The following is a 15,168-nucleotide window of genomic DNA, read 5'->3' on the forward strand; positions in this document are numbered from 1 at the left end:
GCCGTAGCGCTCGACCACGGCGCCGATGGCGCCCACCAGCAGGGGCGCGATCACCAGCGCCGGCCAGAAGCCGATCTGGCTGCTGACGGCATAGGCGAAATAGGCGCCGATCATGTAGAAGCTGGCATGGGCGAAATTGAGCACGCCCATCATGCTGAAAATGAGCGTCAGGCCCGACGAAAGCATGAACAGCAGCAGCCCGTAGCTCAGACCGTTCAGCAAGGTGATTAAGGTGAACTCCACGAAACAACCCCTATTGAAATTTCTTGTACGACCGTACTATTTTCAACCCACAAAAAAGCAGCGTGACGACGAGCACCGGCACGCTGCACCGCCAAAACAGATCAGGATGGCCGCTTCATCTGGCAGGAAGTCGGCTGTGTCGCGACATAGGAGTCGAGCTTCACATCCGTCTTCCAGCCATAACCGGTATTTTCCTGATCGAACTTCACATCCTTGCCGTTGACCTTGGTCCATGTCGCAATATAAAGCGGCTGCTGCAACTGGTGGTCGGTCTTGCGCATCTCTACTTCGCCATTCAGGCTTTGTACCTTCATGCCTTCCATGGCAAACGCGACTTTCACAGGATCGGTGGTCTTTGCTTCCTTTATCGCCTTGCCCATCATGAGAAGGCCGGTGTAGGTCGCCATCGTGTAGTAGTCATCGTTGTACTTCTTCTTGAAGCCTTCGACGATGTCCTTGCCGACAAAGCCCTGGTTGTTCGCATTCCAGTACCCGGTGTATTTCACACGCTCGGCGCCCGCCGCTCCCATCGCCGTTGGGACGCCCGTCGTACTCGCGTAGTAGGTGTAGAAATTAGTTTTGAGGTCGGCGTCTTTCGCTGCCTTGATCAGCAGCGCGAGGTCGGCGCCCCAGTTGCCGGTAATGACGGTATCGGCACCGGACGCCTTGATCTTCGCGACGTACGGCGAGAAGTCCTTCACCTGTCCGATCGGATGCAGGTCATCGCCGACGATCTCGATGTCGGGCCGCTTGCGCTTGAGGTATTCCTTCGCCGCGCGGCTCACCTGATGGCCGAACGCATAGTTCTGACCGATGATGTAGACCTTCTTGATGTTCGGGTCCTTCGCCATGTACGAGGTCATGGCTTCCATCTTCATGTCGCTGTTGGCATCGATGCGGAAATGCCAGAAGCTGCACTTGCTGTTGGTGAGATCAGGATCCACCGCAGCGTAGTTGATGTACAGGATTTCCTTGCCGGGGTTGCGCTCGTTGTGCTTGTTGATGGCGTCGACCAGCGCAAGCGCGACGCCCGAGCCGTTGCCCTGGATGACATAGCGATAGCCCTGGTCGATGGCAGCCTTGAGTTGGCTCAGCGATTCCTGTGGGCTGGCCTTGTTGTCAAAGCCGACGATTTCAAACGTGTTGTTGCCCGCCCAGTGCTCGGCATTCGCCTTCTCGGCAATGAACTGCCAGCTCTTGAGGATGTTTTGCCCGACCGGAGCGAAGGGCCCCGACAGCGGGTCAATGAATGCCATCTTCACGACTTCGGCACCAGCTGTCGCTGGGATGGCAAACGCGGCAACCAGTGAAAGCGGTAAGATCCGGGACTTCAGGTGAGTAGCCATTTGTCTCTTCCTTATCGATCTTGTGTGTACAGCATATCGATGGTTATATCCTGTGTAAAGCCTTGAAATTGTCGGAAGCTAGCTGCTGTCTGTCATGGCCTTCTCCTTTCACACGTGATCTGTGTTGCGAACTGAAAGGTCGAGAACCGGCCGCCGCTTCGCTCCTCCCGGCGGCTGCATCACTTGCGTAGCAACGTACTCGGGCCTTCGCCCTCCCACGTTACGCGATAAGGTGTAGTAGTTATTGTTATCCGCTGACTGACAGCGGGAATCGGCATGGCGCGTTCTATGCCATGCCGATCTTGATGTGATTATTTGGACGGACGTGCCGGACGCTTCATCTGACAGGAAGTCGGCTGGGTAGCTACATAGCTTTCGACCTTCTGGTCGTTGCTCCAGCCATAGCCAGTGTTCTCCTGGTCATACTTGATCTTCTTGCCGTCCACCTTGGTCCAGGTGGAGATGTAGAGCGGCTGTTGCAGCTGGTGATCGACGTTGCGCATTTCAACGTCACCGTTGATCGCCTTGACCTTCATGCCTTCCATCGCAAAAGCCACTTTCACCGGATCGACGGAATTGGTTTCCTTGGCTGCCTTGGCCACCATCTCAACGACGGTATAGATGTCAGTGACATACAGGTCGTCGTTGTATTTCTTCTTGAACGCCTCCGCGAGTTCCTTGCCCGAGAAGGTTTCATTGTTCGGCGTCCAGTAGGCAACCTGTTTCACCATGCCTGCCGTAGCGCCGCCCATTGCTGTGGGCACACCGGATGTGCCGGCGTAGTACGTGTAGAACTTGGCCGGTAGGCCGGCATCCTTCGCAGCCTTGACCAGCAACGCCAGGTCGGCGCCCCAGTTGCCGGTAATGACGGTGTCAGCGCCAGATGCCTTGATCTTTGCGACATAAGGAGCGAAGTCCTTCACGGTCGCAATCGGGTGAAGGTCGTCGCCGACGATCTGGATATCCGGACGCTTGCGCTTCAGGTATTCCTTCGCAGCGCGTGTGACCTGGTGGCCGTGCGCATAGTTCTGGCCAATGATATAGACCTTCTTGATGCTCTGATCCTTGGCCATGTAGGAGGTTAGCGCCTCCATCTTCATGTCAGAGTTGGCGTCAAAGCGGAAATGCCAGAAGCTGCACTTGCTGTTGGTGAGATCCGGATCGATCGCCGAATAATTGAGGAAAACGATCTCCTTGCCCGGATTGCGTTCGTTGTGCTTGTTCACAGCATCGATCAGCGCCAGCGCAACGCCTGATCCATTGCCTTGCGCGATATAGCGATAGCCTTGGTCGATCACGGTCTTGAGCTGGTTCAGTGATTCCTGCGGACTGCCCTTGCCGTCGAAAGCAGTTACCTCGATGGTATGGTTGCCAGCCCACTTCTGCTGATTGGCCATCTCAGTGAACATGCGGAAGGTGTTCAGCTGGTTCTGGCCGATAGGAGCAAATGCGCCGGACATGGTTTCGATCATTGCGATCTTGATGGTGTCGGCATGAACGGACGGCGCAAATGCCGCTGCAACGGAGAACGCCAGTACGAGGGGTCGAATCGTTTTCATCATTTGTCTCTTTTCCTTACGTAGGTACTTGTAGTTATGGAACGATGGCTGATTGGCTTCTGCTTTTCTGTTTCGAGGTTTCAGGCTGTCGGTAGTTTGTACTCCTTGAATTGCTCACGAATGCGGTTCTTGAGGACCTTGCCGGTTGCGCCGATGGGCAGTGCGTCGACAAAAGCTACGTCGTCCGGCGTCCACCATTTCGCGATCTTGCCGTCGTAGAACTTGATCAGCTCTTCCTTGCTGACTTCGGCGCCCGGTTTCTTCACTACGACGAGCAGGGGGCGCTCGTCCCATTTTGGATGGAACACGCCGATGCATGCGGCCTGCTGGACGGCAGGATGCGCCATCGCGATATTTTCCAGGTCGATCGAGCCTATCCACTCTCCTCCCGACTTGATCACATCCTTGCTGCGATCGGTGATCTGCATGTAGCCGTCCGGGCTGATGGTCGCGACGTCACCCGTCGGGAACCAGCCATCCTGCAGCACGTCGCCGCCCTCACCCTTGAAGTAACCGCTGATGATCCATGGCCCTTTCACCAGCAGGTTGCCATAAGTCTTGCCGTCCCAGGGCAGTTCCTTGCCCATGTCGTCGACGATCTTCATGTCGACGCCGAAAATGGCGTGCCCCTGTTTTTCCAGAATAGCCTGCTTCTCGTCTTCCGGCAAATCCAAGTGGTGGCCTTGCAATGTGCAGGCCGTGCCGAGCGGTGACATCTCCGTCATGCCCCATGCATGCACCACCTCGACGTCGTATTGATGACGGAAGGTCTTCATCATCGCCGGCGGACAGGCGGAACCGCCGATGACGGTACGCTTGAACGTCGAAAATTTGAGGTTGTTTTGTCCTACATAATTCAGCAGTCCGAGCCACACCGTCGGAACGCCGGCGGAGAACGTCACCTTCTCTTGCTCGAACAGTTCGTAGATCGATTTGCCGTCCAGGGCCGCACCGGGGAAAACCATTTTCGCTCCGGTCAGCGGGACGGAATACGGCAGGCCCCAAGCGTTCACATGGAACATCGGGACGACCGGCAGTACCGCGTCGCGCGATGAGACGTTCAGCGCATCCGGCATGGTCGACGCGTAGGAATGCAGCACCGTCGACCGGTGCGAATAGAGCGCACCCTTCGGATTGCCGGTCGTGCCGGACGTGTAGCACAGGCTGGATGCGGAGTTCTCATCGAACAGCGGCCACTCATATTGGTCAGAGTTGTTGCTGATCAGGTCCTCATAGCACATCAGGTTCGGAACCTTGGAGTCCTGCGGCATGCGGTCCTTGTCGCACATCATCACGAATCCCTTGACTGTTTTGCACTTCGCAGCGAAGGCTTCGACCAGCGGCAGGAAGGTCATGTCGAAATAAAGGTACTGGTCTTCCGCGTGATTGGCGATGTAGGCGATCTGGTCGGGATGCAGGCGAGGATTGATGGTATGCATGACAGCGCCCGAACCGGAGATAGCGTAATACAGCTCCATGTGGCGGTAGCCATTCCACGCCAGCGTGGCGACGCGGTCGCCCATCTTCACGCCCAGGTTCCCAAGCGCGTTGGCCATCTGCCGCGAGCGGCGGTGGCAGTCACGATAGGTATATCGGTGGATATCGCCTTCGACGCGACGCGAGACAATTTCGTTGCTGCCGAAATAGCGATCTGCGTGCTGGATGATGCTGGAGATGAGCAAAGGCTGGCTCATCATCTGGCCCATCAAAGGGCTCTTCATATATTCCGACATACTGCCTCCTGCCATGTGATTAGAGTGTTGCCACTTAATTTATAGCGTGATTTTTGAACGACCGTACTAATATCGTCAATGACTTTCGATGGTGCGACGCATCAATGTCCCGCACATGACTTTTCAGTCGACAACCTTCTTATAGATGGTGGTTTTCGGGCGGGCCATTACGCGTCGCAGCATGGGTTCGAAAAACGCCAGCGGCAGCGTGTCATAGTCCGGATCGAATGCAGGCGCGTCATACTTCTCGCAAAATTCCCGCGTCGCGTCATACAGCGGCTGGCCCGCGAACTGGTCGCGCAGGTTCCTGTCCATGCCGAGATGATGGAAGAAATAGTAGCCCTGGAAGATGCCATGCTTCTCCACCATCGCATGGTTCTCCGGGCTGACGAAAGGCTTCAGAATGGCAGCGGCGATATCGGGATGGTTGTAGCTGCCGAGCGTGTCGCCAATGTCATGCAGCAAGGCACAGATCACATATTCCTCGTCCCTGCCGTCGCGATGTGCGCGGGTCGCCGTTTGCAGGCTGTGCGTGAGCCGGTCCACCGGAAAGCCGCCGCAATCGCCGCCCAGCAGGCGCAGGTGCGCCAGCACGCGATCGGGCAAGGCGGAGGCATAGTGCTTGAATTCACCGGAAATGATCTGCCAGTCTTCCGCAGTGCTGTCCTTCATGTCGCGGAACGTCGCATGTGGATGCATCGTTGTCTCCATGTTCTGATTCCTGTTCTGGTTCAAGTGCGATAAGAAGGATCGATGCGATCCAGGCGACGCAGCAATCCGGGCCAGGCGAGCATGCCGCCTTGCGCCTTCGTCACTGTCCTGGCCTGGCGGCGCGCGCCGTCGATGATTGGGCCAGGAATCGTCAGGAGCTCGGCGCCGCCCGCCTGCGCCCGCACCTGGATCATGCAGGCCGCCTCAAAAACATACATGTTGACGAATGCATCCGCAATGGTTTTGCCCAATGTCAACAACCCGTGATTGCGCAACATCAGATAGTTCTTGTCACCGAGGTCCGCGATGAGGCGCGGCTTTTCTTCCTCGTTCAATGCAAGGCCTTCGTAATCGTGATAAGCGAGGCTGTTCAGCACGAAGATGGATTGCTGCGACACCGGAAGCAGACCGTTCTTCTGCGCCGAGACGGCAACGCCGTTAACGCTGTGCACATGCAGCACGCATTGCGCATCATGCCGTGCGGAATGGATTGCGGAATGGATGGTGAAGCCGGCCGGGTTGACCGGGAACGGCGACTCGTCGAGCTTGTTTCCTTCAAGATCGATTTTCACCAGCGACGACGCAGTAATCTCGTCGAACATCATTCCGTACGGGTTGATCAGGAACTGGTCCTGCGTCCCCGGTACGCGCGCCGTGATGTGAGTGAAAATCAGGTCACTCCATCCGAACTCCGCAACGAGCCGGTAGCAGGCAGCGAGATCGACGCGGGTCTGCCATTCTTCGGCCGATACTCGGTCCCTGATGGACGGGATATCCAGTTGTCCAGGTGCATTCATGTGGGCCGTCTCCTTCTCTGTCAAAATAAGGTGCGAAGGTGCGCAAAAGCACCTGCAATTCCGCGTGATCAACGTAAGGCATCATGACTTCCGTACGACAAAATCCGACGGAGAACGCAGTATCAACAGATCGCTTTCCGCAACTCTGTCAACTTTTTAACATTTGCCATGCCTATCCGAATCGTCGATGAGATCGACAAAATCGAACTGCTGAGGAGATCGTGGCTTGCCCGACTGCCAGAGGAGGTGATCGCCGAGGCGGCCGCCTGCGGACGCCTGCGCGTCGTCGAGGACGGCGCGCCGGTGATCGCGCGGGGTGCCGCGGCAGATGGCCTGTACACGATCGCAAGCGGCTCGGTGCGCTTCACGCGCACCACCGCCGACGGCCGCGCGACCACGATTTCAGTGTTCGATGCTCCCAACTGGTTTGGCGAAATGTCGCTTTTCGATGGCATGCCGCGCTCGCACGACGGCCATGCTTCCGGAAGGACTGTCCTGCTGTTTCACGCCAAGTCGGACTTCAAGCAACTGGTCGCGCGCTATCCCGCGATCTGCGAGCGCTTCGCAAAGATTCTCAGCATGCGCTTGCGCACCACCTTCGATCTGGTGGAAGAGGCGGCTACCGTCCCACTGCAGCAGCGCCTTGCGCGGCGCCTGCTGGAACTGGCGCATATCAAGCCCTCGCCCATGAGCGTGAGAACTATTCCAGGCGGGCGCGAGGTTCCCCTGACGCAGGAAGAGATCGGCCAGCTACTGGGAAAATCACGTCAAAGCATTGCCAAGCTGCTACATCTGTGGGAGAAAAAAGGCCTGGTGCAAACCAGATATGGCCGCATATCCATCAAGCAGCCGGATGCCCTGACAAGCCTCGCCTATCCGGATCTCGCGACACACGCGCCATCACGCAAGCAGATCACCCACAAGCGCGCGTGACAGCAAGGAATCGACATGAACGCCCCTGAATTGAGTTTTGGCCTCCATCGCACGGAGACCCTGCCGATCGAAAACTCGTTTGCTAGCCTGCCGCCCGCGTTTTATACGCGCCTGCTTCCCACGCCGATCTCCGCGCCTTATCTCGTGGGCGCAAGTGCAAGGGCGGCGGAGCTGATCGGACTCGATCCCGCCGAATTCGGCAAGACCGCTTTCCTTGAAGCATTTGCCGGCAATCGCATCCTTCCCGGCTCGATTCCGCTTGCCGCTGTCTATTCCGGGCACCAGTTCGGCGTGTGGGCGGGACAACTTGGCGACGGCCGCGCCATCCTGCTCGGCGATGTGCCAGGCACCTGCGGCAGGATGGAATTGCAGCTCAAGGGTTCCGGATTGACACCCTACTCGCGCATGGGCGACGGCCGCGCCGTGCTGCGCTCGTCGATACGCGAATTCCTCTGTTCCGAAGCGATGGCAGCACTCGGCATTCCGACCTCGCGCGCGCTCAGTGTGGTCGGATCGGACATGACCGTGATGCGCGAGACGCCCGAAACCGGCGCGGTCGCGACTCGCATGGCACCGACCTTTATCCGTTTCGGCTCCTTCGAACACTGGGCATCCAGGGATCGCAAGGAAGAGTTGCAGACGCTGGCTGACTATGTCATCGACCGTTTCCATCCCGCGCTGCGCGCCGCGCCGAATCCTTATCAGGCGTTGCTCCAGGAGGCCACGCGCCGCACCGCGGAGCTGATCGCGCAATGGCAGGCCGTCGGCTTCATGCACGGCGTGATGAACACGGACAACATGTCTATCCTCGGCATGACGATCGACTACGGCCCCTTCGGATTCATGGAAGCCTTCGATGCGCGGCACATCTGCAATCACAGCGATCAGCAGGGACGATACGCCTACCAGATGCAGCCGAAGATCGGGCAGTGGAACTGCTTCGCGCTTGCCCAGGCCCTGCTGCCGCTTATCGGCGACATCGACGACGCGCACTCGGCGCTGGAGATTTACAAGCCTGCATTCGAGAACCGGCTGGACGACCTGCTGCATGCAAAGCTCGGCTTGCGCAGCAAGGATCCCGACGACAGCACGCTGATCAACGAGATGTTTTCCCTGCTCCAGGCAAACCATACGGACTTCACCCTGTTCTTCCGGCACCTCGGCGAGCTGAAGGTCGATGATCCCGCTGGTGATGCACCGGTGCGTGACCTGTTCATCGATCGCCTCGCCTTCGACGCCTGGGCAAAACAGTACCGCACCCGCCTGCGCCGCGAAAACAGCATTGATGCAGTCCGCCGCATGGCGATGCACGCCGTTAATCCGAAATATGTACTGCGCAACTATCTGGCGCAAACCGCGATAGAAAAAGCGCAAAATAAGGATTTCTCGGAAGTTGCCAAATTGCTCTCGGTACTCGAAAACCCGTTCGAGGAGCAGCCGGAAAACGAGAAATACGCCGATCTCCCGCCCGACTGGGCAAACGAACTGGAAGTGAGTTGTTCATCATGACCGACAAAAAAGTGATCAAAACCGACGCGGAATGGCGCGCCATGCTCGATCCGCTCGACTATGAAGTCACGCGGCATGCCGCCACCGAGCGGGCCTTCACCGGACGCTACTGGGATCACCACGAGCACGGCATCTACACCTGCACATGCTGTGGTACGCCGCTCTTCGAGTCCGATGCCAAATTCGAATCCGGCTGCGGCTGGCCGAGTTATTTCAAACCAGTCAATCCTGAACATGTTTCCGAGCGCGTGGACCGCAGTCATGGCATGATACGCACCGAAATTCTGTGCAATGTATGCGATGCGCATCTCGGGCATGTTTTTCCGGACGGACCGCCGCCGACCGGTTTGCGCTACTGTATCAACTCCGCATCCCTGCGCTTTGAACCAACATGATGAAAGACCTCTATCACACATGAAGTTCCTGTTCGATCTTTTTCCCGTCATCCTGTTCTTCTCCATGTTCAAATGGGGAGAGGGACACCCGGACGCGGCGCAGGCGCTGGCCCAGCAATACCTGTCCGGCCTCGTGAACGGCGGTGTCGCCGCAGCGGACCAGGCGCCGATCATGCTGGCCACCGCCATTGCCATCCTTGCCACGATCGCGCAGATCACCTACCTTCTGCTGCGCGGCAAAAAGGTCGACACTATGCTTTGGGTATCGCTCGTCATCATCACGGTGTTCGGCGGGGCGACTATCTATTTCCACAATGAGACCTTCATCAAGTGGAAACCGACCGTGCTCTACTGGTGTTTCGGCACGGCCCTCCTGATCAGCCAGGCGCTGCTGGGGAAAAACCTGATCCGCCTGATGATGGAACAGCAGGTCACCCTTCCCGACCTGGTCTGGCAGCGTCTGAGCCTGTCATGGGCCGCATTCTTCGGTGCGATGGGATTGGTCAATCTCTATGTCGCCTACAACTTCTCCACCGCAGCCTGGGTGAACTTCAAACTGTTTGGTTTCACGGGACTGATGTTTGTCTTCGTGATCGCTCAGAGCCTGTTCTTGTCAAAATACGTAAAGGATTCGCGATGAGCGATCGCATCGAACAAATGCGCAGCCGCCTGACTGCAACTTTCGCCCCTCTCGCATGTCAATTGGAGGATGAATCGCATCTGCATGCAGGCCACGCGGGCGCCGCTTCCGGCGCAGGTCACTATACGGTGCGACTGGTTTCCGACCGTTTTGAGGGGTTAAATCGCGTAGCGCGTCATCGGCTGGTGTATGATTGCCTCCGTGACATGATGACAAGCGATATACACGCCCTCAACATCATCGCAATCGCGCCGTCTGAAGTCACACAAGACTCCAAATAAGACGCGCCCGATTTCTCCAACCTTACTCTCACACTGCAATTTTTAGGAACAGATAATGACTTTAAAACCTGCCCGCTTGCTGATGCTGCTTGTTGCCGCCGTTGCGCTGCCTGCAATGGCGCAGAACCTCGCTGTCGTGAATGGCAAGCCCGTACCTTCGTCCCGCGCTGACACGATGATCAAGCAACTGGCAGCCCAAGGCCAGCCGGACAGCCCGCAGCTCCGCGCCATGGTCAAGGAAGAGCTGATCAACCGTGAAATCCTGATGCAGGAAGCGGACAAGCTAGGCCTGAGCAGCAGCCCCGAGGTCAAGAACCAGGTTGAAATCGCCCGTCAGTCGATCGCCATTCGCGCGCTGGTCCAGAACTTCCTGAAGAAGAACCCTGTCAAGGATTCCGAGATCCAGGCCGAATACGACAAGTTCAAGGCACAGGCCGGCGACAAGGAATACCATGCGCGCCATATCCTGGTCGACAAGGAAGACGACGCCAAGGCGATCATCGCCAAGCTGAAAGGCGGCGCGAAGTTTGAAGAGCTCGCGAAGCAGTCGAAGGATCCGGGTTCCGCCAGCAACGGTGGCGACCTGGACTGGGCATCGCCCGCTTCCTTTGTGAAGCCGTTCTCGGACGCCATGGTCGGCCTGCAAAAGGGCCAGATCACCGAGACACCGGTCAAGACGCAATATGGTTATCACGTGATCAAGCTGGAAGATGTCCGCCCGGCGAAGGTCCCGACGCTGGATGAAGTGAAGCCGCAAATCGCCGAGTCGCTGCAGCAGAAGAAACTGCAGGGCTACCAGGAAGAACTGCGCAAGAAAGCAAAGATCCAGTAATTTCGTCGCTCAAAAAAAAGCGCTCCATCCGGAGCGCTTTTTTATTTCTGGCGTCATTTTCTGGCGTCATTTATCCGGCAGCCTGCACTGCCGGACGCTTTGATCACCCCACCCATGTGCGGGCATTGCGGAACATGCGCATCCACGGCGAGTAGTCGCCCCATGAATCCGGATGCCACGAGTGCTGGACTGAGCGGAACACCCGCTCCGCATGCGGCATCAGGACCGTGAAGCGCCCGTCCGGCGTGGTCACCGAAGTAATACCTTGCGGCGAGCCGTTCGGGTTGTAGGGATAGTTTTCCGTCACCTGCCCCTTGTTGTCGATCCAGCGCATCGCCACGATCGCTTCCTTGATGTCGCCCGTCTGCGAGAAATCGGCAAACCCCTCGCCGTGGGCCACGGCGATCGGGCTTTGCGTCCCGGCCATGTCCTGGAAGAAGATAGATGGAGAATCGGCCACTTCCACCATCGCGAAGCGCGCTTCGAACTGCTCGGACTTGTTGCGCGTGAACTTCGGCCACGCCTGAGCGCCCGGAATGATGGACTTCAGGTTGCTCATCATCTGGCAGCCGTTGCAGATGCCCAGTGCAAAGGTGTCACCGCGGTTGAAGAAGCCGGCGAACTGCTCGGCCAGTTTGCTGTGGAACAGGATGGTCTTGGCCCAGCCTTCGCCCGCGCCCAGCACGTCGCCGTAGGAGAAACCACCGACGGCAATGAAGCCCTTGAAATCGTCCAGCTTCGCACGCCCGGCGAGCAGGTCGCTCATGTGCACGTCGACGGCAGTGAATCCGGACTTGTGCATGACATACGCCGTTTCCACATGCGAGTTGACGCCCTGCTCGCGCAGGATGGCAACCTTCGGTCGCGCACCCGTCGCAATGAAGGGCGCCGCGACGTCAACCTGCGGATCAAAGCTGATCTTCGGCGTGATCCCCGGATCGGTCACATCAAGTATGCGATCGTATTCCGCATCGGCGCATGCAGGATTGTCGCGCAGGCGCGCGATGCGCCAGCTGGTTTCGCTCCACAGGCGCTGCAATTCAATGCGAGGTTGGTTGTAGATCACCTTGGCGTCGCGAGTGAATTCGATCACGTCGCGGTCATTGAGCTTGCCGATGATGTGGCTGCATGCACCGAGCTTGTAGGAGCGCAGCACATTCATCACGTCGGATTTCTCCTCGGCGCGCACCTGGATTACGACCCCGAGTTCTTCGCTGAACAATGCACGCAGCGTCAGATCGTTGCGGCGCTCGGCAATCTGCCCTGTCCAGTTCTTCGCTTCGCCCGAATCGGATGCATGCTCGCCTTCCATCGCAAGGATATCGAGATTCACTGATACACCCGTGCGACCGGCGAATGCCATTTCGGCCAGCGTCACGAACAGGCCGCCATCGGAACGGTCGTGATAGGCGAGCAGCTTGCGCTCCTTGTTGAGCTGCTGGATCGCGTCAAAGAATGCCTTGAGGTCTTCCGCGCTGTCGACATCCGGCGTCGCATTGCCGATCTGCTGCATGACCTGCGTCAGCGCAGATGCACCCATGCGGTTTTTGCCGCGACCGAGGTCGATCAGGATCAAGGCCGTATCACCCATATCCTTGCGCAACTGCGGTGTCAGCGACATGCGGACGTCGTGTACCGGCGAAAAGGCGGAGACGATGAGCGATACCGGAGAAGTCACCGACTTGCTGCCTTCAGCATCGGTCCAGGTTGTGCGCATGGACAGCGAATCCTTGCCGACCGGGATGCTGATGCCGAGTGCCGGGCACAATTCCATGCCGACAGTCTTCACCGTATCGAACAGTGCCGCATCTTCGCCCGGCTGGCCGCAAGCGGCCATCCAGTTGGCGGACAGCTTGATGTCGGAGATATCGTTGATCGGTGCCGCTGCGATATTGGTGATCGCCTCGCCCACCGCCATGCGGCCCGACGCGGCGGCATCAATGACAGCCAGCGGCGTGCGCTCGCCCATGGACATCGCTTCGCCGTGATACCCCTCAAGGCCCATGGCGGTCATTGCGCAATCCGCCACCGGCACCTGCCAGGGGCCGACCATCTGGTCGCGCACGGACATTGCACCGACGGTACGGTCGCCGATCGTGATGAGGAAGGATTTGTCCGCCACGGCCGGCAGGCGCAGCACACGCTGTGCGACTTCGACCAGATCCATGCCGGTCAGGTCGACGGGCGGGTAGTCGTTCTTGACGTGGTTGACGTCGCGATGCATCTTCGGCGGCTTGCCGAGCAGGACATCCATCGGCATATCGACCGGATTGTTGCCGTGTTCCGGATCGATCACCTTGAGCTGACGCTCTTCGGTTGCGGTGCCAACCACGGCGAACGGGCTGCGTTCGCGCTCGCACAGATACTGGAACAGCGGAAGGCTTTCCGGCGCGATGGCGAGTACGTAGCGTTCCTGCGATTCATTGCTCCAGATTTCCTTCGGCGCCATGCCGCTTTCTTCGAGTTGCACCTTGCGCAAATCAAAAACTGCGCCGCGCTTCGCGTCATTGGTCAGCTCAGGGAAAGCATTCGACAGGCCGCCGGCCCCGACGTCATGAATGGACAGAATCGGATTGTCGTCACCCATCGCCCAGCAGGCGTTGATGACTTCCTGCGCGCGCCGCTCCATTTCCGGATTGCCGCGCTGTACCGAGTCGAAATCGAGGTCGGCGGTATTGGTGCCAGTCGCCATTGACGATGCCGCGCCGCCGCCCATGCCAATGCGCATGCCGGGGCCGCCGAGCTGGATCAACAGGCTGCCGACCGGCAGGTCATGCTTCTTCGTATGCTTGTCCGAAATGTTGCCCATGCCGCCAGCGATCATGATCGGCTTGTGATAGCCCTTCACCGATCCGCCGACGTTCTGTTCGTAGGTTCGGAAATAGCCTCCGAGATTCGGGCGTCCGAATTCATTGTTGAACGCAGCACCGCCAATCGGGCCATCGATCATGATCTGCAGCGGCGATGCAATGCGGTCCGGCTTGCCGTAGATGCCGGCCTGTCCATGCGAAACGCGCTGCACGAGCGGCTCAGTAACATCGCGCGCGTTTTCCCACGGCTGCACCGAGTGGGTCAGCATCAGGTTGGACACCGTGAATCCGGTCAGGCCCGCCTTCGGCTTGGCGCCGCGGCCGGTTGCGCCCTCATCGCGGATTTCACCGCCTGCGCCGGTGGACGCCCCCGGGAAAGGTGAAATCGCGGTCGGATGATTGTGTGTCTCGACCTTCATCAGGATATGGGTCAGCTCATCCGACGCTTCATAGACGTTGCCACTGGCCGCGCCGCGCGGATAGAAACGTGACACCGTTGCGCCTTCGATGATCGACGAGTTGTCGCTATAGGCGACGATCGTGCCCTTCGGCTGCAGCTGGTGCGTGTTCTTGATCATCGCGAACAGCGATTTGTCCTGCTTCACGCCATCGATGGTCCAGTCGGCGTTGAAAATCTTGTGGCGGCAATGCTCGCTGTTGGCCTGCGCGAACATCATCAATTCGACGTCAGTCGGATTGCGCTTCGCCTGTGTGAATGCATTCAGCAGGTAATCGATCTCATCGTCAGACAAGGCAAGTCCGAGTTCGGTATTCGCCTGCTCCAGGGCCTGGCGCCCGCCGGCGAGCACATCGATGAACTCCAGCTGTTTTGCTTCCAGTTCGCTGAACAGCCCGGCAGCATCATTCGGATTGCGCAGCACGATTTCGATCATGCGGTCATGCAGCAATGCGGCAACCTGCTGCGCGGATTCCTCCGACAGCTTTTTGCTTCCGCCCAACAGGCCGGATTTCATCTTCACATGATAAGAAACGCCGCGTTCGATGCGCTTGATGTGGACCATGTCGCAGTTGTGTGCGATGTCGGTCGCCTTGCTCGCCCACGGCGAGATCGTGCCGAAACGCGGGATCACGACGAATTCCTCGCCCTCGGCACCGGCGCTAAACGGTTCGCCATAGGTCAACAGAGCTTTCAGGCGGTCGATGTCTTCCTGGCTCGGCGCGCTCGTCGCATCGATGAAGTGCAGAAAGCGTCCCGTCACGCCGACGATGGCCGGCTCGACTTCTTGCAATTGTGACAAAAGGCGTTGGGTACGGAAGGCAGACAGGGCGTTCGAGCCCGGCAGAATCAGCATGGCGATGAGAAATTTGAGGCAGTGCAAGCGCCCGCAAACAGGGCCTGACCGCAGGTTAAATCAGAA

At 58.3% G+C, this 15,168-nt stretch carries 13 protein-coding genes; 6 read left to right on the forward strand and 7 right to left on the reverse strand.

Features of this window, described 5'->3' with window-relative positions:
- From VJ698_RS05285 to VJ698_RS05310, 6 genes are all read right to left on the reverse strand, one after another.
- Positions 1-243: ABC transporter permease subunit (locus VJ698_RS05285; RefSeq protein WP_414691113.1), on the reverse strand; the 243-nt coding region annotated here is incomplete at its 3' end.
- Between the two features lie 101 nt (positions 244-344).
- Positions 345-1,589 carry a branched-chain amino acid ABC transporter substrate-binding protein gene (locus VJ698_RS05290; protein WP_324101671.1) on the reverse strand — a complete coding sequence of 415 codons (1,245 nt, stop codon included), beginning with the start codon at positions 1,587-1,589 and terminating at the stop codon, positions 345-347.
- A gap of 311 nt (positions 1,590-1,900) precedes the next feature.
- On the reverse strand, positions 1,901-3,148 hold the full coding sequence (locus tag VJ698_RS05295; protein ID WP_324101750.1) for a branched-chain amino acid ABC transporter substrate-binding protein: 1,248 nt from the start codon (positions 3,146-3,148) through the stop codon (positions 1,901-1,903).
- Between the two features lie 80 nt (positions 3,149-3,228).
- Positions 3,229-4,881 (reverse strand): 3-(methylthio)propionyl-CoA ligase, encoded by a 1,653-nt coding sequence (locus VJ698_RS05300; RefSeq protein WP_324101672.1) that lies wholly within the window; start codon positions 4,879-4,881, stop codon positions 3,229-3,231.
- Positions 4,882-5,004: 123 nt separating this feature from the next.
- Positions 5,005-5,592, reverse strand: a complete 588-nt coding sequence (locus VJ698_RS05305) for an HD domain-containing protein (RefSeq protein ID WP_324101673.1) — start codon at positions 5,590-5,592, stop codon at positions 5,005-5,007.
- Positions 5,593-5,612: 20 nt separating this feature from the next.
- A complete protein-coding gene (locus VJ698_RS05310) occupies positions 5,613-6,389 on the reverse strand; it encodes a class II aldolase/adducin family protein (RefSeq protein WP_324101675.1) in 777 nt (258 codons plus the stop codon).
- Between the two features lie 168 nt (positions 6,390-6,557).
- Here VJ698_RS05310 and VJ698_RS05315 point away from each other — a divergent pair, with 168 nt between their 5' ends.
- From VJ698_RS05315 to VJ698_RS05340, 6 genes are read left to right on the forward strand one after another with little or no spacing between them, the layout of a single operon-like run.
- Positions 6,558-7,322, forward strand: a complete 765-nt coding sequence (locus VJ698_RS05315) for a Crp/Fnr family transcriptional regulator (protein WP_324101676.1) — start codon at positions 6,558-6,560, stop codon at positions 7,320-7,322.
- Positions 7,323-7,337: 15 nt separating this feature from the next.
- The gene (locus VJ698_RS05320) at positions 7,338-8,831 is read left to right on the forward strand and encodes a protein adenylyltransferase SelO (RefSeq protein ID WP_324101677.1); all 1,494 of its coding nucleotides are present in this window, start codon (positions 7,338-7,340) and stop codon (positions 8,829-8,831) included.
- Positions 8,828-9,226 carry a peptide-methionine (R)-S-oxide reductase MsrB gene (msrB, locus tag VJ698_RS05325; protein WP_324101678.1) on the forward strand — a complete coding sequence of 133 codons (399 nt, stop codon included), beginning with the start codon at positions 8,828-8,830 and terminating at the stop codon, positions 9,224-9,226. Before VJ698_RS05320 ends, msrB begins: the two co-directional genes overlap by 4 nt.
- Positions 9,227-9,245: 19 nt before the next feature.
- Positions 9,246-9,866: a septation protein A gene (locus VJ698_RS05330; RefSeq protein WP_324101679.1), complete on the forward strand. Its 621-nt coding sequence runs from the start codon at positions 9,246-9,248 to the stop codon at positions 9,864-9,866.
- The gene (locus VJ698_RS05335) at positions 9,863-10,147 is read left to right on the forward strand and encodes a BolA family protein (protein WP_324101680.1); all 285 of its coding nucleotides are present in this window, start codon (positions 9,863-9,865) and stop codon (positions 10,145-10,147) included. Before VJ698_RS05330 ends, VJ698_RS05335 begins: the two co-directional genes overlap by 4 nt.
- Positions 10,148-10,202: 55 nt before the next feature.
- Positions 10,203-10,979 carry a peptidylprolyl isomerase gene (locus tag VJ698_RS05340; protein WP_324101681.1) on the forward strand — a complete coding sequence of 259 codons (777 nt, stop codon included), beginning with the start codon at positions 10,203-10,205 and terminating at the stop codon, positions 10,977-10,979.
- 103 nt (positions 10,980-11,082) lie between these two features.
- Here VJ698_RS05340 and purL read toward each other — a convergent pair whose 3' ends face one another.
- Positions 11,083-15,102 carry a phosphoribosylformylglycinamidine synthase gene (gene purL, locus VJ698_RS05345; protein WP_324101682.1) on the reverse strand — a complete coding sequence of 1,340 codons (4,020 nt, stop codon included), beginning with the start codon at positions 15,100-15,102 and terminating at the stop codon, positions 11,083-11,085.
- Between the last annotated feature and the right edge of the window lie 66 nt (positions 15,103-15,168).

Origin of the sequence: Noviherbaspirillum sp., assembly GCF_035254685.1 — a bacterium.
Taxonomy (GTDB): Bacteria; Pseudomonadota; Gammaproteobacteria; order Burkholderiales; family Burkholderiaceae_D; genus Noviherbaspirillum.